Here is a 21,710-nt window from a genome sequence, read left to right as displayed (position 1 = left end):
TCGCCCAAATAGCGCCGCAATCCCCCGCCTATTCCGCCCAATAGCACCAGGGCGTCCCTCGCATAATCGACACGTCGAAGAGGCTGGCTGCCGCTTCGGAATGTGGTGTCGATGGCCGAGCGCGGCGATCCCCCGCAACGTCCCGCTTCTCTTCCCTGCGCGAGACGCCCGCTGCCACCGCGCGACGACAAGCCGGCCGGCGCCCGTCGGCCGTACGCCGACACCGTCGTGCACCGCCTTGCCATGCCGCGGTGCGGACAGCCGAACATCGATTGATTGCCATGACCGGCGGTGCCGCTGGAATCCGCTGATACAAGGGTCGCAAGACATGAGCGTAGCCAAATTTGTGGCGGCCACCGGCCGCGAAGCCTTGCGCCAGGTGCGCGAAGCCATGGGGCCGGACGCCGTGGTGCTGTCCAACCGCACCGTCGACGGCGGCGTGGAAATCGTGGCGATGCGCGATACCGATCTCGGTGCGATCTCCGACAGTGCGCCCCGGTTCCAGCCGCCGGTGCGCGAGCCGATCCAGGTCGCGGCCGCAGAAGACATCGACGGCATCCGCGGCGAACTGCAATCGATGCGCGCGCTGATCGAGCGGCAACTGTCGGGCATCGCGGTCCCCGCCGTGCCGGCCGCCGCCGCCGATCCGCTGCGCGAGTCGCTGTTCGAATGGCTGGTCGGCGCGGGCTTCTCCGCGCAACTGGCGCGCACGCTGCTGGCGCGGCTGCCGGCCGGTTATGACCGTCCGGCAGCGATGGGCTGGATCCGCCACGAGATCGCCAGCAAGGTGCCGGTACTGGCCGACGAGGACGCGCTGTTCGGCCAGGGCGGCGTGCTGGCGCTGGTCGGCCCCACCGGGGTCGGCAAGACCACCACCACCGCCAAGCTGGCCGCGCGCTTCGTGCTCAAGCACGGCGCCGACAAGCTGGCGCTGCTGACCACCGACACCTTCCGTATCGGCGCGCACGAGCAGCTGCGCATCTACGGCGACATCCTTGGCGTGCCGGTGCATGCGGTCAAGGACGCGTCCGATCTGCGCCTCGCGCTGGGCGCGCTGTCGCAGAAGCATCTGGTCATCATCGATACCGTCGGCATGAGCCAGCGCGACCGTAACCTGTCCGAGCAGATCGCGATGCTGGCGGGCGCGCCCGCGCCGGTGCAACGCGTGCTGCTGCTCAACGGCGCCAGCCACGGCGATACGCTCAACGAGGTGGTGCACGCCTACCGCCACGACGCCGCGCCGGGCGCCGGCATCGACGGCTGCATCATCAGCAAGCTCGACGAGGCGACCCATCTCGGTTCGGTGCTCGATGTCGTGATCCGGCATCGGCTGCCGGTGTTCTACGCCTCGACCGGCCAGCGCGTGCCCGAGCATCTGGAATTGGCGCGCGGCGACGCGCTGGTCGAGCGCGCCTTCCTGATGCCGCGGCGCGGCTCGGTGTTCGCCGATGCGCAGGCCGCACGGCGTGCGCTGGCTGCCCAAGGTGCGGACGACGCTGCCGATGCGGGCCAGGGCGCGCGCAACGAAGCGCACGACGTGCTGCGCTCGATCGCGGACAGCGGCCACGCCGTGGGCGCCTGCGTCAACGCGCTGCGCGACGGCTCCTATGGCTTTGCGCTGCTGCGCGAGCTGTGGGCAAGCCGCGCCGCGCAGGCCGAGCTGCGTCCGCTGGTACGCCAGGTCCGCGATGCGATCTGCCAGGACGCAAGCCGGCATTGCGAACACTTTGTGCTGTCCGCCTCGGTGACGCTGCCCTGTGCGGTGCCGGGCCGGCGCGCGCCGCAGCCGTGGCAGCACACGCTGTGGCTCGGCGATCGCGACGGCATGCCGCTGATGGCCACCGTGACGCCGCTGGCGCGCGCGCAGCAGGCCGGCGGCTGGGACGCCGAGATGGCCGACTGGCGCGCCGCGCTGGCCGCGCGCCGTACCGTCGTCCATCTGCTCGACACGATGCCGGCCGGCGCCACGCTGCAACGCTGGCAGTCGAGCGGCGAGCGCTGGCTGGCGTCCGCGCGCAAGAGCGCGCGCGTGCTGTGCGATGGCACCGCGTGGAAGCTCGACGCGCTGGCCGACACGCTGACCTTCCACGCGCAGGCCGAACTGCGCTGGCGCGACCGCGACGCGGTGCAATGGATGGCGCAGACGCGCGTGCGCGTGGTCGAAGGACAGGCGCGCGCGGCGCGCGGCGCCGCCAGCGAAGGCGGCATCGATGCCGTGCTGCTGGCCGTGCGCACCATCGAGCGCGACAGCGGCCAGACGCTGGCCGTCGACTATCTGCTGGCCGATCCGGCGCTGGCCGGGGCCGGCGCGCAGCTCGCCCAGTGGGCGCGCTGGGGCGATGCCGCGGCGCTGCAAGGCCGCACGCTGCGCCATGCGCTGGACCATCTCGGCCGCCCGGCCGGTACCTCGCCGCAAGTGTTCGACGTCGACGCGCTGGTCGCGCTGCAGGCCGGCATGACCGCCTTGCGGCTGGCCCATGCGCCGGCCGCGGCGGCGATCGATTGCCTGGCCGGCCTGGCCGGCCGTGCCGCCGCGAAGGATGCGGCGCCGGGCGCCGCCGCGCTGCTCGAAGGCTTGGGCCGCCTGCTGGCCTTGCTGGACGTGCTGGAGAACTTCCCGGGCCGCAACGGCGCGCCGGCGTCCAATGCGGTGGCGAACGAGAAGAAGGCGGGGCTTGATGCCATCGCCGTCAACAACGCCCCCCACGGACGCCGTGACCACCGCCGCGACCGCTGCCGTCACTTCGGCCGCCACTTCCGCCGCCAGGCACGCCACCACGGAATCGATGCTGGCCACGTCGGCCCTGCCCGAATCCGCCCAGCATCTGGCGCAACGGATGACGCAGACGGCCGCCGGCGCGCCAGCGAACGCCTCGGCCCGGTTCGATCTGGCCGCGCTCGGAGACTGACCCAACATGCTCGCCGTCGATCAGGCCGAAAGCCTGCGCCGCATGCTGGCGCCGCGCGCCACCCGCCGTATCGCCGTGCTCGGTTGCGAGCCGGGCGCCGGCGCGACCACGGTCGCGCTGGGGCTGGCCCATGCGCTGGCGTTGCAGGGCGAGCGCGTGCTGCTGGTCGATGAAGATCAGCAGCACGCGCGGGCGACGCGCCTTGCCGGCGCTTCGCCGTCGGGCACGCTGGCCCAGGTGCTCGCCGGCGCCATCGCGGCCGAGGCCGCGGTGGGGCGCCGCGAAGCCGGCATGCCCGCGCTGCTGCCCGGCGATGCGTCGGCGTGGGGCGCGCTGCAGGCGCTGCAGGGCTTTCGAACGGTCGTCAGCGACGCGCGGCTTGGCGCCGATGGCACGCTGTCGCGCTTCTCCGGCGCCGCGCACAACCTGGTGGTGGTGATGCGGCCCGAACGCGAATCGCTGACCGCGGCCTACGCCTGCATCAAGCGGCTGCATCACCGCTATGCCTGCCGGCAGTTCGAACTGGTCGTCAATGGCGCCGCCAGCGAAGCGTCGGCGATGGCGATCGCCGGCAATCTGGCGCGCACCGCGGGCCAGTACCTGGGCGTGCAGGCGCGCTGCGCCGGCGTGCTGCCGGCCGACCCGCTGGTGGCGCGCGGCACGGCGCTCGCGCGCGGCGTCGTCGATGCCTTCCCCCGGCGCGCCGGCCACCGCCATGCTGCGCCGACTTGCCGCCAGCATCGCTGGCTGGCCTCTTTCACCCGATCCCGAACCGATGCCCGCTGCGGGCGCGCCGGGCGCAGCGACCGCTGCCGCCGGCGCCGCGCCGCCCGCCTCGGCGATGGCCTGCTAGCACTCGCGAGAATTCCACCATGTACACGATCCAGGGAAAGCTCGAACAGACCGACACCGTCCAGACCCATGCGCCGCTGGTACGGCGCATTGCCCTGCAACTGGCGGCGAAGCTGCCGGCCAGCGTGCAACTGGACGACCTGATCCAGGCCGGCATGATCGGCCTGCTCGACGCCGCCCGCCGCTACGAAGACACCCACGGCGCGCGCTTCGAAACCTACGCCAGCCAGCGTATCCGCGGCGCGATGCTCGACGAGGTGCGTGCCAACGACTGGCAGTCCCGCAGCCTGCGCCAGTCGACGCGCCGGATCGAGCGGACCGTGCGCGCGCTGGAGCAGAAGCTCGGCCGCACGCCGCTGGACTCCGAGGTCGCCGAAGAACTGGAGATGCCGCTGGACGAATACCAGAGCATGCTCAACGAGGTCTATGGCTGCCAGCTGCTGCACTACGAGGACTTCGAGCGCTCCGGCGAGGAGGATTTCCTCGATCGCCACCTGACGGTCAGCGAGGACGGCAATCCGCTGACGCTGCTGATGGAGAGCGGCATGCGCGGTGCGCTGATCCGCGCGATCGAGCGCCTGCCCGAACGCGAGAAGCTGGTGCTGTCGCTGTGCTACGACCAGGAGCTGAACCTGCGGGAGATCGGCGCGGTGCTCGAGGTCACCGAATCGCGCGTGTGCCAGATCCGCAGCCAGGCGATCAACCGGCTGCGCAGCCAGTTGCGCGGGCTGCTGTGATGGTTCGCATGCCAGCTCGCCCGGTCCGGTGGTGCCGCGCGCTGCGGCGCCCGATCTCCCCGCCCGATGGTGGCAGTTGCAACGGTGGCCGCGGCGACGGTGGCGATGACGATGGCGGCCCCCGGCGCCGCCTCGCCGCTGATGCACGCCAACTTCGGCAGCGAGTCGCGCCATGCGTGGACCGCCTCGGTGGTGGCGCCCGCGCTGCATGGCCGCGGCGTGCGCGCCTTGTCGGCGCCTATCCTACCCAGCGGCTATCTGACGCAGTCCGAGGGCGTGATCACCGCGGTGCGCTGGCGTTACCGTTTTGCGCGTGTGCCACCGCCAAATCTGCAAGCCTATCTCTGTAATGCCAATCGCTGCGTGATGCTGCCGGGGGCCGAAGGCAAGACCGATGCCTTCCGCGGCGACGATGCCGACAAGGGCTTCGTGTTCGCGTTCCGCATACCGGGACAAGGCCCGCTGACGCCCGTGCTGCAAGGGCAGGCGAGCCAGGTCACGGTCAGCTATCGCTGAATCGGGGGGCGGCGCGACGCGGCCAGGTGACCTCCAAGTCGCCGTCATGACGATGTGATTTGCGATGTTCTTGCCGGCCCGAAACGGGTGGCATTGAATGTGCTTGTTGCCTAGCGAGAATATGGCAGCGAGACATCGAAATGAGCCCCAACCGAACCAGCGGTAATCGCATCCGCCTGCTGGAAAACGGCGACGAATATTTCCCGCGTGTATTTGCCGCGATCGCCGCCGCCCAGACCAGCGTCCTGCTGGAAACCTTCATCCTGTTCGACGACCGCGTCGGCGTGGCGCTGCGCGAGGCATTGATCGCAGCCGCCGCGCGCGGCGTGCATGTGGCCATCACCGTCGATGGCTACGGCTCGCCCGATCTGCCGCCGGAGTTCGTCTCGGGCATGGTCGCGGCCGGCGTGCGCTTCCATATCTTCGCGCCGCGCCGGCGGCTGCTGGGCGTGCGCACCAACCTGTTCCGCCGGCTGCATCGCAAGCTGGTTGCGATCGACGGGCGCATCGCCTTCATCGGCGGCATCAACTTCTCCGCGCAGCACCTGACCGACCACGGCCCGCAGGCCAAGCAGGACTATGCGGTGGAGGTCGAAGGGCCGGCCGCTGCCGAGGTGCATCGCTTCCTCGTGCAGACGCTGCCGCCGGGCGACGTCGAGGTGCCCGCGGTCGCGCCCGCGCCGCCGGCCGGCAACATGGACGCGTGGCTGGTCACGCGCGACAACGACGCGCATCCGACCGATATCGAATGGGAGTACCTGCAGGCGATCCGCGCCGCGCGGCATCAGGTGGTGATCGCCAACGCCTACTTCCTGCCCGGCTATCGCCTGCTGCATGCGATCTGCGAAGCAGCCCAGCGCGGCGTCGACGTGCGGCTGATCCTGCAGGGCAATCCCGACATGCTGTGGGTCAAGCGCATGGCCGACATGCTGTACGCCCATCTGCAGGCCGCCGGCGTACGCATCTTCGAGTATTGCGAGCGGCCGCTGCACGGCAAGGTCGCGGTGATCGACCGCGACTGGTCCACCGTCGGGTCCAGCAATCTGGACCCGCTGAGCCTGTCGCTGAATCTCGAAGCCAATCTGGTGATCCGCGACGCCGGCTTCGCGCGGGAGTTGCGCGCCAACCTCGACACGCTGATGGCCAATGCCTGCCGCGAGATCCCGCCCAATCGCGAGGCGCCGCGCGCGCCGCTGCAACTGGCGGCGACCACGCTGATGTTCCACTTCCTGCGCCGCTTCCCGGCGTGGGCCGGCTGGCTGCCGGCCCACACGCCGAAGCTGGTGGTGGCCACCGCCGAGCCGCCGCGCCGGCCCTGGCGATTTCCCATCCTGAAGCGGGGCGCCGAATAGATGACGGCGCGACAGGCAGGTCATCCCACGGGAGCACGGCGGCGCAGCCGCTGGGCGCAGGTGCGCCGCATACTCGGCATCGCCTTCGTGGCGCTGGTGGTGGTGCTGGTGGTCAGGAAGCTGGCCGAGGTCGAGTGGGCCGAGGTCTGGGTCACGCTGCAGGAATACGACTACCGCACGCTGACGCCGGCCGTGCTGCTGGTGATGCTCAGCTATTTCTGGCATTCGGCGTTCGACCTGCTGGGCCGCTGGTATGCGCGGCATCGGCTGTCGTCGCCGCGCGTGCTCGTGATCGCCTTCGTCAGCTATGCCTTCAACCTGAACCTGGGCGCGCTGGTCGGCGGCCTGGGCATTCGCTACCGGCTCTATTCGGGGGCGGGACTGTCGGGCGCGCAGATCGCCTCGGTCTATACCATCGGCGTGGTCAGCAACTGGATCGGCTATCTGGCGCTGCTGGGCGCGGTGCTGGCCGCCCGCACGGTGGTGCTGCCGGTCGAATGGGGGGCTCAATGCCACGCTGCTGCAGATCGCCGGCTTTGCGCTGCTCGCCGTGGTCGCCGCCTACCTGTTGGCCTGCGCGAAGTCCCGGCGGCGCCGCTGGACGGTACGCGGGCATGCCTTCCATCTGCCGCCGCTGCGTTTCGCGGTGATGCAGTGCGTGCTGTCGATCACCAACTGGCTGACGATCTCGGCCATCATCCAGACCCTGTTGCCGTCGTCGGTGCCGCTGCTGGTGGTGCTCGGCGTGGTGCTGATCGGCAGCATCGCCGGGGCGGTGGCCCATATCCCGGCGGGCCTGGGCGTGCTGGAGACCGTGTTCGTGGTGCTGCTGGGCGACCGCGTCCCGCACCACGCATTGCTGGCGGCGCTGCTGGCCTATCGGGCGATGTACTACCTGTTGCCGATGCTGCCGGCGGTGGTGGGGTATTTCCTGCTGGAGGCGCGCGGACGGCGCGCCAGCACGGTCGAGCCGACCGCGTGAGGGGAAGGGCGGACGCTTTAGCCGCTGGCCAGGCTGACGCCGCGCGGACCGGCCTGCGCGCGGCCGTTGCGGCCGTAGACCGTGGCCGTGTCGCCGCGCTGGCGCAGCGCCTGCAGCGCGTCACGCGTGTATTCCAGATGCGCCGACACCACGGCACCGCTCAGCGCATTGGCCTCGGCCGCGCCGCGCGCGGTCAGCACCAGCGTGCGCCAGGCGGTGGCGACGCCTTCATCGATATGCAGTCCCACCAGTTGCCGGCCGCCGCCGACGCGGATGCCGAGCGCGGCCATCTGCGCCTGGCGCGCGGCGCCCAGCTGGGCGATCTGCTGCGCCAGTTCCTGCTTGCGCTGCACCAGCTCGCCCAGCGACTGGAAGTCGCCGGTGCGAATCGCGTTCCGTTCCTGCTGCAGGGCGTCGACGAAGGCCGCGATGGCTTGCGTTTCGTGCTGCATGCTGGCGATGAGGGCTTGGCTCATGGGCGCGAAGTCGAAGGAAGTCGGTGGGGAAGCGGTGGGCCGGGCGGCGCGGATGTTGGCGTCAACGCGGATCGAGGCGAAATCGATGCGCGATCAGCGGCCGTTGTCCTGCGTCAGTTCGCGCAGCGTGGCCAGCAGACCGTCGGCGATCTTGCTCGGGTCCATCTTCAGGCGCCCTTCGGCGATGGCCTGGCGGATCTCGTCCACCTTGGCCTGGTCGATATCGCCGTCGGCCTCATGGGCGAGTCGCGTGCCGATATCGCGAACCTGCGTGCCCAGGGGGCTCATGGTCAGGCCGCCCGCAGCCGGTGCGGCGCCCGCGACGGGGCTCGACGCGGTGCGTCCAGTGCTTTCAGCGGCACCTTCGCCGGTGCGCGGCAGAGTCGATTGGTGGATCTTCACGGGATGTCCTTGCTGGGTTTGCTCAGCTTAACGGCGCGGGGCCGCCAAACTTTAGGACGCGAATTGTGACACGCTGTAACGAAGTCGGGGGGCTTCGGGGGCTTCGGGGCTATTGCTGCAGCACCACCGTGTCCGCGTCCCGGACCAGCCCGTTGACCACCTGACCGCTCTTGAGCCGCACCTGCACGGTATTGCCGGCGGCGGCGTCGGCCAGGATCTTGCCCTCGCTGCGGATCTGGAAGGCCTCGCCCTCGATGGTCACCGCGACCATCTGGCCCTGCTTGACCGCGATCGCCTTCCTGACCATGTCCATCCGCAGCGGCGAGCCGGCGGCGATCCGGTTGGCCGTGACGGCGCCCTCGAGCTGGGCCGGGTCGGTGACGACCGCGCGCGGCAGCCCGGCCAGATCGCCCTGGCGCTGTTCCAGGTCGGCCGGGCCGATCGGCTGGCCGGGGGGCCAGCGCATGCGCGGCGACATAGTAATCGGCCACCACCGACACGCGCGCCTGGACGTAGCGCGTCCACGGCCGCTCGCCGCCGCAGCGTACGCCGACCGAGACGCGGCCCCAGGCCGCCGCGCCGCCCGGCAGGAACGGCTGCGGCGACACGCATTCGCGCGCGCGTCCGCCCGACGGCGGCACCAGCTGGATGCTGGCCTTGCCCGGCAGCCCGGCGGTCTCGCGCAGCAGGAACTGCTCGACCGCGACGCGCACCGGGTCGTCGGTAAACGGCGACGGCTGCGCGGCCTGCGGCGGGGAGGACGGCACGGGCGTCGTCGTGGCGTTGCCCGCGAGCGCGGCGGTGCATGGCAGCGCAGCGCACAGCGCCAGCAAGGCGAGGCGGGCCGGTGCCGATCGGCGCGAGCGACGGGGCGGGCAGCGGAGCGAACAAGGCATGGCGTGATCCCAGCGGGCGGAGCGTAAAACCAAATGGGGAGGCCGGGCGCGGGCGCGCGATGTAGCGCTTGTCGCGCGTGTAGGGGCGCGCGTAGAGGCGACGAACCCGGCAACGAGACCCCATTGTAGGCAGCGGCCCGCGCGACCTCCGCCCGAAATGCGCAGATTTCCCCGTCCTATTCATCCGATTGCACTGGCCACCCGGCACCTAAGATGGCACCCGTAAAGAAGGCCGGGTCCAGTCCCGGCCGCCCTCACGCCTTTGCCGACGCAGGGGCGCGTGGTTTCGTCACACGTTCCTCGATAGCGAGAGATAGCGAGATACGGACATGATCGACAGACTAGATGCGTCGTTCCGTTTCCAGCAGGAAGCGTTGAACTTGCGCAATCAGCGGCAATCGGTAATCGCCGCCAATATCGCCAATGCCGATACGCCGGGCTTCAAGGCCCGCGACTTCGACTTTGCCAGCCAGCTGTCCGAATCGGTCGAGCGGGGGGCGCCAGGCCAACGGCGTGTCGCTTTCGACCACGTCGACGCGTCATCTGCCGGGGCAGGCCTCGGTCGCCAGCGAGTTCGAGCTGGCGTACCGCATTCCGATGCAATCGAGCATCGACGGCAACACCGTCGAAATGGACACCGAGCGGGTGGCCTTCGCCGACAACTCGGTCAAGTACGAGTTCGGCCTGACGGTGATGAATTCGAAGATCAAGGGCATGTTGGCCGCCATCCAGTCGTGAGGAAACCATGCCGGCAATGAATATTTTCGACGTGACGGGCTCGGCGATGGCCGCGCAGTCGCAGCGCATGAACGTCACGGCCTCGAACCTGGCCAACGCGGACAGCGCGGTCGCGCCCAACGGCCAGCCGTATCGCGCCAAGCAGGTCGTGTTCGGCCTCGCGCCGACGCCCGGCCAGGCCGACATCGGCGGCGTGCAGGTGCGCGGCGTGATGGAAGACCCGTCGCCGCCCCGCATGGTGCACAACCCCACCCATCCGCTGGCCAACGCCGACGGCTATGTGGTCATGCCCAACGTCAATCCGGTGGAGGAGATGGTCAACATGATCTCGGCGTCGCGGTCCTACCAGGCCAACGTCGAGGTGTTGAACTCCGCCAAGAACATGATGCTCAAGACGCTGACCATCGGTCAGTGATTCCGCCATATCAACGGGACCAACCGGACCAACGGGACCAACGATGACCACCACGCCACCCGTCAGCAACAACAACAGCGCGTCGAATCAGCTGGCCAACAGCGCGTCCAGCGCCGCCGACCTGCAGAACAACTTCCTGAAGATGCTCGTCACGCAGATGAACAACCAGGATCCGCTCAAGCCGATGGACAACTCGCAGCTGACCTCGCAGCTCGCGCAGATCAGCACGGTCAGCAGCATGCAGACGATGAATGCGACGCTGGGCCAGCTGCTGGCCCAGGTCAGCGCCGGCCGCGCGATGGACTCGGCCGCGCTGATCGGCCGCACGGTGATGGTGCCGGGCAAGGAAGTCGCGGTTTCCGGCGGCAAGCCGAGCCAGTTCGGCATCGACCTGCCGGCCACCGCCGACGCGGTCACCGTCGACGTGCTCGACAAGGACGGCAACGTGGTGCGCACCATCGACCTGAAGGGCCAGACCGCCGGCGTGCACGACGTGAGCTGGGACGGCAAGAACAACGCCGGCGGCACCGTGCCGGACGGCGAATACACGTTCAAGGTCAACGCGACCGCGGATGGCAAGAGCGTGGAGCCGGTGGCGCTGGTCTACGGCAAGGTGCAGGCCATCAGCGGCGACGCCAACGGCGTGCTGGTCGACATCGGCGGCGGCCATACCGCGCTGGTCGACGACGTCCGCAAGATTCTTTAATCGGTAATCGGTAATCGGTATTCAACAGAACGCCAGCGCGGCGGTGCCATCGGCGCCGGCGCGGGCAACTTCGTACGACGCGTAACAAGGGGGAAATCATGGGTTTCGGTCAAGGAGTCAGCGGCATCAATGCCGCGGCACAGAATCTGGACGTGATCGGCAACAACATCGCCAACGCGAACACCGTCGGCTTCAAGCAATCGACCGCGCAGTTCGCCGACGTGTACGCCGGCTCGAAGGTCGGCCTGGGCACGCGCGTGAACTCGGTGGTGCAGTCGTTCACGCAGGGCAATATCGAGGCGAGCGGCCGCTCGCTTGACGTGGCCATCACCGGCGGCAACGGCTTCTTCCGCATGGTCGGCACCGACGGCTCGGTCTTCTTCTCGCGCAACGGCCAGTTCCTGCGCACCGACGACGGGCGCATCACCAATGCGCAGGGCCTGCAGCTGACCGGCTACCCCGCCGGCGTGCAGCCGGGCGGCGGCGTGCAGCCGCAACCGCTGGTGGTGTCGAACGCCCAGATGCCGCCGAAGGCCACCGACCGCATCACCGCGCAATACAACCTGGACTCGCGCGGCACCGCGCCCACCGTGCCGTTCGCCACCTCGGCCGGCAACCCGCCGGCCGCCGCGATGTTCAACTACAGCAGCACCATCGAAGTGTTCGACTCGCTGGGCAACGCGCAGCAGGTCACCGCCTACTTCCGCAAGGGCGCCACCGACGCGACCGGCACCGACTGGCAGGTCTACGTGACCGACGCCACCGGCGCGCAGCTGTCGGGGCCGAACGCGATGCGCTTCGACCTGAACGGCGCGCTGGTCACGCCGGCGCCGGGCGCGACGATTCCGGTGACGGTGCCCGCCGCCGGCGGCGCCGCCGCGATGAACATCCAGCTGGATCTGGCTGGCACCACGCAGTTCGGCGACGACAACGATCCGAAGTCGATCGTGCAGAACGGCTATACCACGGGCGCGCTGCTGGGCTTCTCGATCGAAGCCGACGGCACCATCCTGGGCAGCTACTCGAACGAGGAAACCCAGGCGCTGGGCCAGGTCGTGATGGCTACGTTCGGCAACCTCGAAGGCCTCAAGCCGGAAGGCGACAACGTCTGGAGCGCCACCGGCGCCTCGGGCCAGCCGCTGCTCGGCTCGCCGGGCGGCAGCATGGGCCAGCTGCAATCGAACGCGGTGGAAGCCTCGAACGTCGACCTGTCCGGCCAGCTGGTCAACCTGATCATTGCCCAGCGCAACTACCAGGCCAACGCCCAGACCATCCAGGCGCAGGACCAGGTGCTGCAGACGCTGGTCAACATCTGATCGGCATGATCGGCATCACCGGGCAACAACGGAAAGCCGCAGCAGTGGCCGCAAGCATTGGATAGGAATCGCAGATGGATCGCCTGATCTACACCGCCCTGTCGGGCGCCAAACAGACGCTGGACCAGCAGGCCGCGGTGGCCAACAACCTGGCCAACGTGTCGACCACGGGCTTTCGCGCGCAGGTCAACATGTTCCGCGCGGTGCCGGTGGTCGGGCAGGAAACGCCCACCCGCGCCTTCACGCTGGCCAGCACGCCGGGCGCAGACATGAAGGCCGGACCCCTGACCTATACCGAGCGTCCGCTCGATATCGCGATCAAGGGCAACGGCTGGCTGGCGGTGCAGGGGCGCGACGGCGCGGAGGGTTATACCCGTGCCGGCTCGCTGCAGGTGGGCCCGGACGGCCAGCTGCTGACCTCGAACGGCCTGCAGGTGCTCGGCGACGGCGGCCCGATCGCGGTGCCGCCCGGCTCGACGGTGACGATCGGCAACGACGGCACCATCACCGCGCGAGGCCCCGGCGAGACCGCCAATGGCCTCGCGCAGGTGGGCCGGCTGCGGCTGGTCAATCCGCCGCCCGATGCGATCGCCCGCGGCGACGACGGCCTGTTCCGGCTGCGGCCCGGCGCCGCGCCGCTGGAGACTGACCAGACCGTGCGCGTGATCGCCGGCGCGCTGGAAGGCAGCAACGTCAATCCGGTCGAGGCGATGGTCGACATGATCGCCAACGCGCGCCGCTTCGAGATGCAGATCAAGATGATCCAGGGCGCCGACGCCAACGAGCAGCGCGCCAATGCGCTGCTGTCGAACCGCTGATCGCCGACCCTGAGCGCCCCCAGGCGCCCACCAATGAATCGACAGGGCACGCCGCCGCGCGTGCCCGCCACCAAGGAACACCATGAACCGCTCTCTCTGGATTGCGAAGACCGGCCTCGATGCGCAGCAGACGCAGATGGACGTGATCTCGAACAACCTGGCCAACGTGTCGACCACGGGCTTCAAGCGCAGCCGCGCGGTGTTCGAGGAACTGATGTACCAGACCATCCGCCAGCCGGGCGCGCTGTCGTCCGACCAGACCACGCTGCCGTCGGGCCTGCAGCTCGGTACCGGTGTGCGTCCGGTCGCCACCGAGCGCATCCACACGCAGGGCAACCCGCAGCAGACCGGCAATGCCAAGGACGTGGCCATCATCGGCCAGGGCTTCTTCCAGGTCACGCTGCCGGACGGCACCACCGCGTACACCCGCGACGGCTCGTTCCAGGTCGATCAGAACGGCCAGCTGGTGACCGCCAGCGGCTTCGTGATCGAGCCGGCCATCGCCATCCCGGCCAACTCGACCTCGCTGACGATCGCCCGCGACGGCACCGTGTCGGTGACGCAGCCGGGCAATGCCAACAACGTGCAGGTCGGCCAGCTGCAACTGGCCACCTTCATGAACCCGACCGGTCTGGAAAGCCTGGGCGAGAACCTGTACGTGCAGACCGACGCGTCGGGCGCGCCGAACCCCACCGTGCCCGGCCTGAACGGCGCCGGCATTCTGCAGCAGAACTACGTCGAAGCGTCGAACGTCAACGTGGTCGAGGAGCTGGTCAGCATGATCCAGACCCAGCGCGCCTACGAAATCAACAGCAAGGCCGTACAGACGTCCGACCAGATGCTGCAACGCCTGACTCAGCTGGGTTGAACATGAACGCCATGCTGTTCCGTCTGGGCCGGTCGGCCTGCCGTCTGGCCTGCATTCTCGGGCCCCTGCTGGCCACCGGCTGCGCGCTGATCCCGCGCGAGCCGCTGGTGCAGATGCCGACCACGGCCCGGGCCGAGCAGCGGCCGACGATCGCGCCGACCGGCTCGATCTACCAGAACTCCTACGCCGGCAACCCGCTGTTCGAGGATCGCCGCCCGCGCAACGTCGGCGACATCCTGACCATCGTGATCAGCGAGAACGTCAACGCGTCGAAGAACTCGGGCACCAACGCCTCGCGCACCAGCAACGCGGCGCTGGCCTTCGACGCGGTGCCGCGCGCGCTCGGCGGCCTGTTCGGCGCCAGCCAGAACGCCAACATGAGCGGCGAGAACGGGATCCGCTCCAGCGGCGGCTCCAGCGCGGCCAATACTTTCAACGGCACCATCACGGTCACCGTGATCGAGGTGCTGGCCAACGGCAACCTGGTGGTCTCCGGCGAGAAGCAGATGGCGATCAACCAGGGCGCGGAATTCATCCGCTTCTCGGGCGTGGTCAATCCGCGCACGATCACCGGCGACAACGCGGTGCCGTCGACCCAGGTGGCCGACGCGCGCATCGAATACACCGCCAAAGGCTATATCGACGAAGCGCAGAACATGGGTTGGCTGCAGCGCTTCTTCCTCAACGTTTCACCGTTCTGAATCGCGTCATGTCTTTGCGCCTGGCTGTTTGCCTCCGCGGTTGCCGCCGCTCTAGCCGTCCCGGCGTCTCCACGCCGGGCTTCCTGCCGCTGCTCGCCCTGGCGCTTGCGCTCGCGCTTGGCCTGCTGCTGCCGACAGGCACGGCCCATGCCGAGCGCCTGAAGAACCTGGCCACCATCCAGGGCGTGCGCGACAACCCGCTGGTCGGCTACGGCCTGGTGGTCGGTCTGGACAATACCGGCGACCAGACCATGCAGACGCCGTTCACCACGCAGAGCCTGACCAACATGCTGTCGCAGCTGGGCATCACCCTGCCGGCCGGCCGCAACATGCAGCTCAAGAACGTGGCCGCGGTGATGGTCACCGCGACGCTGCCGCCGTTCGCGCAGCCGGGCAGCCAGCTCGACATCGTGGTGTCGTCGATGGGCAATGCCAAGAGCCTGCGCGGCGGCACGCTGTTGATGACGCCGCTCAAGGGCGCCGACGGCCAGGTCTATGCGATCGCGCAGGGCAATCTGCTGGTCGGCGGCGCGGGCGCGTCCGCCAACGGCAGCAAGGTGCAGATCAACCAGCTGGCGGTCGGCCGCATCGCCAACGGCGCCATCGTCGAACGCGCGGTACCGGCGTTCCAGTCGGACAACGGCATGCTGACGCTCGAGCTCAAGAGCGCGGACTACGGCACCGCCGAGCGCGTGGTCGAGGCGATCAACCGCAATCTGGGCGGCGGCGTGGGCCAGCGCGCTCGACGCGCGCGTGGTGCAGGTGCGCGTGCCGCAGGCCTCGTCGCAGCGCGTGGCGATGCTGGCGCGCATCGAGAACATCGACGTCACGCCGGCCCGTGCCGCGGCCAAGGTCATCCTGAACGCCCGCACCGGCTCGATCGTGATGAACCAGGACGTCACCGTGCAGGACTGCGCGATCGCGCACGGCAACCTGTCGGTGGTCATCAATACGCAGCCGGTGATCAGCCAGCCGGCGCCGTTCAGCGGCGGCGAAACCGTGGTGGCGCCGGTCTCCGAGATCAACCTGAAGCGCGACGGCGGCTCGCTGCAGCTGGTGCGCGCCGGGGCCTCGCTGTCGGCGGTGGTGCGCGGCCTGAACTCGCTGGGCGCGACGCCGGCCGATCTGCAGACCATCCTGGAAGCGATGCGGGCGGCGGGAGCGCTGCGCGCCGAGCTCGAAATCATCTGATCGCACGGGCCATCGCATGAGCCAACCGATCCACGCTCAAGCCGACCTGTCGCAGCGCTTCGCGCTCGACACGCAGGGATTCGAGGCGCTGAAGCAGAGCGCGCGGGGCGGCAGCGCCGACACGCTGAAGGCGGCCGCCAGGCAGTTCGAGGCCGTCTTCACGCAGATGGTGCTCAAGAGCATGCGCGAGGCGACGCCGCAGGACGGGCTGTTCGACAACGAGCAGACCAAGCTCTATATGTCGATGCTGGACCAGCAGCTGGCCCAGCACCTGTCGTCCAAGGGCATTGGCCTGGCCGAGGTGATGGCGCGCCAGCTGGCGCGTGCCAGCGGCAAGCCGCTGCCGCCGGAGGCCACGGCCGCCAGCCGCATGGACGATGTGGCCGGCACGCTGGGCCCGCTGCTGGACGGACGCAGCACGGCCGCGGCCGGCGGCGACGACGAGCAGGTGCCGCGCGCCGGCACCGTGGTGCCCGGCGGCAACTGGAACCCGACCGCGGGCCTGCGCCAGTATCAAGCGCAGCAGACGGAGCAGTGGCAGGGCGGCGCGGCGATGCCCGAGGACACGCCATCCCATATCAGCGCGTTCGTCAGCCGCATGGCCGGCCCAGCGGTGGCCGCGTCGCGCGCCAGCGGCGTGCCGGCACGGCTGATCCTCGGCCAGGCCGCGCTCGAGTCCGGCTGGGGCCGCCGCGAGATCACGCATGCGGACGGCAGCACCACCCACAATGTGTTCGGCATCAAGGCCGGTGCCAACTGGAAGGGCCCGGTCGCCGAGATCACTACCACCGAATACATCGACGGCCAGCCGCAGAAGATCAAGGCGAAGTTCCGCGCCTACGGCTCGTACGAGGAAGCCTTCTCCGACTACGCGCGGCTGCTGGCCAACAACCCGCGCTATGCCGGCGTGGTATCGGCCGGCTCGGCCGAGGAAGCGGCCCACGGCCTGCAGCGCGCCGGCTATGCCACCGACCCCGAATACGGCGCCAAGCTGGTCCGGATCATGAAGAAGGTGCCGGTCTAAGGGATCGGTTGCCCGTGCCCGGCGGGGAACATCACCGGTGCTGTCCGGTTTTCTCCCTCTTCCCCGCCTGGGGGGATAGGGGTGGGAGAGGGCGGGAGAGGGCGGGGAGCGGGCCCCCGGGGGAGGGCATGGGACGCTCGCTAACCCCCCACCCGCCTTGATCGCATAAATCGCCCCCCCACCCTAAAGTCCGCCGCCCAATCTGCCGTTACCACCCTCATCCACCGCCACGGTCGCGACTGCATCGCGCGGCCATGGCGACCAACAGAATCGGGGCTAGTGCATGTCTCTCTTCAATATCGGCCTGTCCGGCCTGAATACGGCACAGAACGCGCTGACGACCATCGGCCATAACGTCAGCAACGCGGCGACCGCCGGCTACACGCGCCAGAACACCATCATCGCCTCGTCGGGCGGCCAGTACACCAGCCAGGGCTTCTTCGGCCAGGGCTCGACCACCACCACGGTGATGCGGGTCTACGACGAATTCCTGACCGGGCAGCTGCGCAGCGCGGAAACGTCGAGCGCCCACCTGGCGACGTACTCCGAGCAGATCAGCCAGATCGACAGCCTGCTGGCCGACCAGAAGGGCGGCATCGCGCCGCTGATGCAGAAGTTCTTCGCCGCGGTGCAGGGCGTGGCCGACAAGCCGGGCGACACCGCGGTGCGCCAGAACATGCTGAACGCCGCCCAGTCGCTGGCCGGCCAGCTGCGTTCCGCGGCCGCGTACTTCCAGAACCAGCAGGAAGGCATCAACGGCGAGATCCAGAGCTCGGTCACGCAGGTGAACGCCTATGCCAAGCAGATCGCCTCGCTGAACAGCGAGATCGCCAAGGCCACCGCGGCCAGCGGCGGCCAGCCCCCCAACGACCTGCTGGACCAGCGCGACGAAGTGATCGCGCAGATGAACAAGGTCGTCGGCGTCAAGGTGGTCGCGCAGGATGGCGGCAGCTACAACGTGTTCGTGGGCAACGGCCAGCCGCTGGTCGTCGGCGCCAACTCGTACGACCTGAAGGCCGTGCGTTCGTCGGCCGACCCGTCCCGCATGGGCATCGCCTATACGCTGCCCGACGGTACCGCGATCGAGATGGACGACGCGCTGTTCAGCGGCGGCAGCATCGGCGGCCTGATGCAATTCCGCAGCGAGACGCTCGACGCCGCGCAGAACGCGGTCGGCCGCCTGTCGCTGGCGATCGGCCAGACCTTCAACGCGCAGCACCGCCTCGGCATGGACCTGAAGGGCCAGATCGGCGGCGAAATGTTCGCGCTGGGTTCGCCCACGGTGATCGGCAACACCCGCAATACCGGCACCGGCACCGTGGCCGCCACGATCGCCGATGCGACCGCGCTGACCACCAGCGACTACACGGTGACGTACGACGGCACCAGCTACAGCCTGGTGCGGGTGTCCGACAACGAAGTGGTCGCCAGCGGCGCCGGCCCGACCTTCACGGCCGACGGCCTGAGCATCACGGTCGGCGGCACCATGGGCGCCGGCGACAGCTTCCAGATCCAGCCGACCCGCAATGTCGCCGGCTCGTTCGACCTGGTCATCACCGATCCGGCCAAGGTCGCCGCTGCCTCGCCGGTGCGCGCCGAAAGCAGCGCCTCCAATGTCGGCACGGGCACGGCCAAGGTCAGCAACGTCGCGCAGGGCTTCAACGTGCCGCCCTCGAAGATCGTCGCAACCTTCGACGGCACCGCCTATACGTTTGCCGATGCCGCCGGCAATCCGGTGACGCCGGACGCCGGCCCGGTCCCGAACGGCACCGCGGTCGAATATACGTTCGACGGCGTGACGGTCAGCTTCGACGGCGCGCCCAAGGTCGGCGACAGCTTCACCATCGGCTCCAATGTCGGCGGCTCGTCCGACAACGGCAATGCGCTGGTGCTGGCCAAGCTGCAGACCGCCAAGACCATCAACGGCGTGTCGAGCTTCAACGACGCCTACGCCCAGCTGGTCAACGACATCGGCAGTCGCACCAAGGCGATCAATATCGCGTCGACCTCGCAGAACAGCATCACGACGCAGGTGCGTACCGCCCAGCAGTCGGTCTCCGGCGTCAACATGGACGAGGAAACCGTCAACCTGCTGCGATTCCAGCAGCTCTATCAGGCCAGCGCCCAGGTGATCCAGACCGCCTCGTCGCTGTTCGACGCCATCATCAATATCCGCTGACGGGCCGCCCGCCTACCGAGACCAGGAAACCATCATGCGTGTCGCCACTTCCACGTTCTACCAGCTCGGCCTGTCCGCGATGAACGGCCAGCAGTCCTCGCTGCTGCACGTGCAGCAGCAGCTCGGCACCGGCCGCCGCGTGCTGAACCCGTCCGACGACCCGATCGCCGCCACGCGCGCGCTGGGCGTGGCGCAGGCCGGGGCCGTCAACGAGCAGTACGCGACCTCGCGCACCCAGGCCAACATCAGCCTGGCGCTCGAGGAAAAGACGCTGCAAAGCGTGATCACCACGATCCAGAACGTGCAGACGCTGATCGTCTCCGGCGGCAACGGCACCATCAGCAACGCCGACCGCGCGTCGATCGCCTCGGAACTGCAGAGCAACTACGAGCAGCTGCTGGGCCTGGCCAATGCGGACGACGGCAACGGCCAATACCTGTTTGCCGGCTTCAAGTCGGGCACGCCGCCGTTCGCCGCCAATGGCGGCACCGTGCAGTACGTCGGTGATACCGGTTCGCAGCTGCTGCAGGTCGACGTCGCCCGCCAGATGGCCGCCGGCGACAACGGCCGCGATGTGTTCCTCAGCGTCGCCGGCTCGGCCGACTACGTGATGACCGCCGACGGCGGCAACACCGGCACGGCGCTCTACGGCGCGCTGTCGGTCACCGACCCGACCGACCCGCTGTACGGCCATGCGTTCTCGATCGACTTCACGGTCGACGGCGCCGGCAATACCAGCTACACCGTCACCGACAACAGCGCCGTGCCGCCCACGGCCATCGTGCCCGCGACGCCGTACGTCGCCGGCGATGCGATCCAGTTCGGCGGTGTGTCGTTCACCGTCAAGGGCGCGCCCGCCAACGGCGACTCGATGGCGCTGGCCCCGGCCAAGCAGGCCGGCACCGACATCTTCGCCAACATCAAGGCCGCCATCGACGCGCTGAAGCAGCCGGTGACCACCGAAGCCGATCGCGCGCGGCTGGACAACGCCCTGGCAACCGCCAACCGCAAGATGTCCAACTCGCTCGACAACGTGCTGACGGTGCGCGCATCGGTCGGCTCGCGGATGCAGGAACTGGATGCGCTCGACACCATCGGCGCCAATCGCGACCTGAACTACGAGCAGACGCTGTCGGGGTTGCAGGACCTGGATTATGCGTCGGCGATTGCCGAGTACTACCAGCGCCAGACCGCGCTGCAGGCGGCGCAGCAGTCGTTCATGCAGATTCAGGGGATGAATCTGTTTAATTATCTGCGGTAAGGGCAGGGACCATCCCTCCGGGGTGGTCCTCTTGCACGACAGGTGGGGCTGGCGTCAGACCAGCCCCTTTTTCATTGCGCCCCACTCACGTGCCGGACGTCCCGCCCTCAGGCCCGTGCACGTTGGGGCGTTGCGCGGCCGCCGACAACAGGCGCGCCTCGATGTAGATGCGCCTGACGGCAGGGTAGCGAGCGCGGATCTGCCGCTCGACGCGCTCCACCGCACGCGCTATGTCGTCGCGGCTGGCGCTGGCGATGAACTGCACGTCCAGCGTGACCAGTACGTCGTCGGGACCAAAATGCATGGTCAGCGGCCTGCCGGCGCGCTCGATGCACGGATCATCCTGTGCGAGACGCTGGATCCCCAGCGCCATCTCCCGGTTCACGCTTTCGCCCACCAGCAGGCTGCGGCTCTCCACGACCAGCACCGTCGCAACGCCGGCCAGCAGCACGCCGATCGCCACGGATGCGGCGCCGTCGAGGATGGGCATGTTCCAGCGATGGCTGGCGTAGACGCCAAACGCCGCGAGGGCCAGGCCCGCCAGCGCGGCGGCATCCTCTGCCAGCACGGTGACGGTGGTGGGGTCCTTGCTCGCGCGCAGGGCGGTCCAGAGCGGCACGTCGCCCTTTTCGCGGTAGAACTGGCGCAACGCAATGCCGAAGCTGATGCCTTCGAATACCGCGGCGCTGGCGAGTACGACGTAGTTCCAGTGCGGGTCGCGCAACGGCTCGGGATCCAACATGTGCAGGACGCCCTCGTACGCCGAGATGCCGCCGCCGACGCCAAAGATCAGCACCGCCACGATCAGGCTCCAGAAGTAGAGCTCCTTGCCGTAGCCGAAGGGATGCTGGGGATCGGCGGCGCGGCGACTGCGCGCAATCCCGATCAGCAGCAGGACCTCATTGCCGGTGTCGACCGTGGAGTGAATGGCCTCCGAGATCATTGCCGAACTGCCCGTGACGCCGGCCACGATGAACTTCGTGATGGCAATGGCGGAGTTGGCCGCGATCGCTCCATAGATGGCGATGGGCGATTTCGCTGATTTGCCCGCCCCCGTCGCCGGTGCCGGGTTGCGTGCGGGGGAATCCTGGTATCCGATCATGTTGCCCGTTGCGGCGCCGCACTCGCGATGACGGCGCTGCCGCTCCTTGCGCCAAGGTGTTTGTCCGCCAGGGCGTCTCGAATGCCGACCCGCCAGCCGAGCAGATCGTCGTGCGGCGGTTCTCAATTCGCGGCCCATGCGTCGTGATGCAACACGCGTTCCCGATCGGTCCCTTCCCTTGTCGTGGCGGCACAGAGCGGCAGAGACCGTCTCCAGGCCGTTGGCTACCGGTAAATTGTTCTTGACGCGATGTAAATCGTACGCCGGCA

Annotated in this window: 18 protein-coding genes and 4 pseudogenes; 17 read left to right on the top strand and 5 right to left on the bottom strand. The window is 69.0% G+C overall.

Going from position 1 to position 21,710, the window contains the following annotated elements:
* Window positions 1-328 precede the first annotated feature (328 nt).
* From flhF to clsB, 5 genes and pseudogenes are all read left to right on the top strand, one after another.
* Window positions 329-3,082 carry a flagellar biosynthesis protein FlhF gene (gene flhF, locus OJJOAM_RS17385; RefSeq protein ID WP_422650540.1) on the top strand — a complete coding sequence of 918 codons (2,754 nt, stop codon included), beginning with the start codon at window positions 329-331 and terminating at the stop codon, window positions 3,080-3,082.
* Window positions 2,985-3,762, top strand: a pseudogene (locus tag OJJOAM_RS17380) (MinD/ParA family ATP-binding protein). The gene flhF and the pseudogene OJJOAM_RS17380 overlap by 98 nt, the downstream one beginning before the upstream one ends.
* A 19-nt stretch (window positions 3,763-3,781) precedes the next feature.
* Window positions 3,782-4,498 carry an RNA polymerase sigma factor FliA gene (locus tag OJJOAM_RS17375; RefSeq protein WP_053824398.1) on the top strand — a complete coding sequence of 239 codons (717 nt, stop codon included), beginning with the start codon at window positions 3,782-3,784 and terminating at the stop codon, window positions 4,496-4,498.
* A gap of 111 nt (window positions 4,499-4,609) precedes the next feature.
* Window positions 4,610-5,014, top strand: a complete 405-nt coding sequence (locus tag OJJOAM_RS17370) for a flagellar protein FlhE (RefSeq protein WP_422651082.1) — start codon at window positions 4,610-4,612, stop codon at window positions 5,012-5,014.
* 140 nt (window positions 5,015-5,154) lie between these two features.
* Window positions 5,155-6,366, top strand: a complete 1,212-nt coding sequence (clsB, locus tag OJJOAM_RS17365; protein ID WP_422650539.1) for a cardiolipin synthase ClsB — start codon at window positions 5,155-5,157, stop codon at window positions 6,364-6,366.
* Between the two features lie 20 nt (window positions 6,367-6,386).
* Here clsB and OJJOAM_RS17360 read toward each other — a convergent pair whose 3' ends face one another.
* Window positions 6,387-6,521, bottom strand: coding sequence for a hypothetical protein (locus tag OJJOAM_RS17360; protein ID WP_422650538.1), 135 nt, complete (start codon window positions 6,519-6,521; stop codon window positions 6,387-6,389).
* Window positions 6,522-6,916: 395 nt separating this feature from the next.
* On the opposite strand from OJJOAM_RS17360, the gene OJJOAM_RS17355 reads away from it, so the two are divergent.
* The gene (locus OJJOAM_RS17355) at window positions 6,917-7,348 is read left to right on the top strand and encodes a hypothetical protein (protein ID WP_422650537.1); all 432 of its coding nucleotides are present in this window, start codon (window positions 6,917-6,919) and stop codon (window positions 7,346-7,348) included.
* A 17-nt stretch (window positions 7,349-7,365) separates the two neighbouring features.
* Here OJJOAM_RS17355 and OJJOAM_RS17350 read toward each other — a convergent pair whose 3' ends face one another.
* From OJJOAM_RS17350 to flgA, 3 genes and pseudogenes are all read right to left on the bottom strand, one after another.
* Complete coding sequence (locus OJJOAM_RS17350) at window positions 7,366-7,824, bottom strand: flagella synthesis protein FlgN (RefSeq protein WP_422650536.1); 459 nt, start codon at window positions 7,822-7,824, stop codon at window positions 7,366-7,368.
* 93 nt (window positions 7,825-7,917) lie between these two features.
* On the bottom strand, window positions 7,918-8,226 hold the full coding sequence (gene flgM / locus OJJOAM_RS17345; protein WP_149319459.1) for a flagellar biosynthesis anti-sigma factor FlgM: 309 nt from the start codon (window positions 8,224-8,226) through the stop codon (window positions 7,918-7,920).
* Window positions 8,227-8,335: 109 nt separating this feature from the next.
* Window positions 8,336-9,122: pseudogene (flgA, locus tag OJJOAM_RS17340) on the bottom strand (flagellar basal body P-ring formation chaperone FlgA).
* A gap of 329 nt (window positions 9,123-9,451) precedes the next feature.
* Here flgA and flgB point away from each other — a divergent pair.
* The 11 genes and pseudogenes from flgB to flgL all read left to right on the top strand — a co-directional run bounded on the left by flgB (window position 9,452) and on the right by flgL (window position 20,339).
* Window positions 9,452-9,860 (top strand): annotated as a pseudogene (gene flgB, locus OJJOAM_RS17335) (flagellar basal body rod protein FlgB).
* Between the two features lie 7 nt (window positions 9,861-9,867).
* Complete coding sequence (flgC, locus tag OJJOAM_RS17330; protein ID WP_006579133.1) at window positions 9,868-10,275, top strand: flagellar basal body rod protein FlgC; 408 nt, start codon at window positions 9,868-9,870, stop codon at window positions 10,273-10,275.
* Between the two features lie 43 nt (window positions 10,276-10,318).
* Window positions 10,319-10,981 carry a flagellar hook assembly protein FlgD gene (gene flgD / locus OJJOAM_RS17325; RefSeq protein ID WP_422650535.1) on the top strand — a complete coding sequence of 221 codons (663 nt, stop codon included), beginning with the start codon at window positions 10,319-10,321 and terminating at the stop codon, window positions 10,979-10,981.
* A gap of 98 nt (window positions 10,982-11,079) precedes the next feature.
* Window positions 11,080-12,297 (top strand): flagellar hook protein FlgE, encoded by a 1,218-nt coding sequence (flgE, locus tag OJJOAM_RS17320; protein ID WP_422650534.1) that lies wholly within the window; start codon window positions 11,080-11,082, stop codon window positions 12,295-12,297.
* A 74-nt stretch (window positions 12,298-12,371) separates the two neighbouring features.
* The gene (gene flgF, locus OJJOAM_RS17315) at window positions 12,372-13,115 is read left to right on the top strand and encodes a flagellar basal-body rod protein FlgF (RefSeq protein ID WP_006579130.1); all 744 of its coding nucleotides are present in this window, start codon (window positions 12,372-12,374) and stop codon (window positions 13,113-13,115) included.
* A gap of 82 nt (window positions 13,116-13,197) precedes the next feature.
* Window positions 13,198-13,983: a flagellar basal-body rod protein FlgG gene (gene flgG, locus OJJOAM_RS17310; protein ID WP_023264122.1), complete on the top strand. Its 786-nt coding sequence runs from the start codon at window positions 13,198-13,200 to the stop codon at window positions 13,981-13,983.
* An 11-nt stretch (window positions 13,984-13,994) separates the two neighbouring features.
* Entirely contained in the window at window positions 13,995-14,684 is a 690-nt protein-coding gene (flgH, locus tag OJJOAM_RS17305; protein WP_422651081.1) for a flagellar basal body L-ring protein FlgH, read from the top strand.
* A gap of 24 nt (window positions 14,685-14,708) precedes the next feature.
* A pseudogene (locus OJJOAM_RS17300) lies at window positions 14,709-15,875 on the top strand (flagellar basal body P-ring protein FlgI).
* 16 nt (window positions 15,876-15,891) lie between these two features.
* Window positions 15,892-16,899: a flagellar assembly peptidoglycan hydrolase FlgJ gene (gene flgJ / locus OJJOAM_RS17295; protein ID WP_422650533.1), complete on the top strand. Its 1,008-nt coding sequence runs from the start codon at window positions 15,892-15,894 to the stop codon at window positions 16,897-16,899.
* A gap of 283 nt (window positions 16,900-17,182) precedes the next feature.
* Window positions 17,183-19,078: a flagellar hook-associated protein FlgK gene (gene flgK / locus OJJOAM_RS17290; RefSeq protein WP_422650532.1), complete on the top strand. Its 1,896-nt coding sequence runs from the start codon at window positions 17,183-17,185 to the stop codon at window positions 19,076-19,078.
* 34 nt (window positions 19,079-19,112) lie between these two features.
* A complete protein-coding gene (gene flgL, locus OJJOAM_RS17285) occupies window positions 19,113-20,339 on the top strand; it encodes a flagellar hook-associated protein FlgL (protein WP_422650531.1) in 1,227 nt (408 codons plus the stop codon).
* 85 nt (window positions 20,340-20,424) lie between these two features.
* On the opposite strand, the gene OJJOAM_RS17280 is transcribed toward flgL, so the two are convergent.
* Window positions 20,425-21,441, bottom strand: coding sequence for a cation diffusion facilitator family transporter (locus OJJOAM_RS17280; RefSeq protein WP_422650530.1), 1,017 nt, complete (start codon window positions 21,439-21,441; stop codon window positions 20,425-20,427).
* Window positions 21,442-21,710: the final 269 nt, after the last annotated feature.

This window comes from Cupriavidus sp. H18C1, from assembly GCF_049311595.1.
Classification (GTDB): domain Bacteria; phylum Pseudomonadota; class Gammaproteobacteria; order Burkholderiales; family Burkholderiaceae; genus Cupriavidus; species Cupriavidus cauae.
Note: the sequence above shows the minus strand (reverse complement) of the source record. Positions and strands in the feature narration are given on the sequence as shown.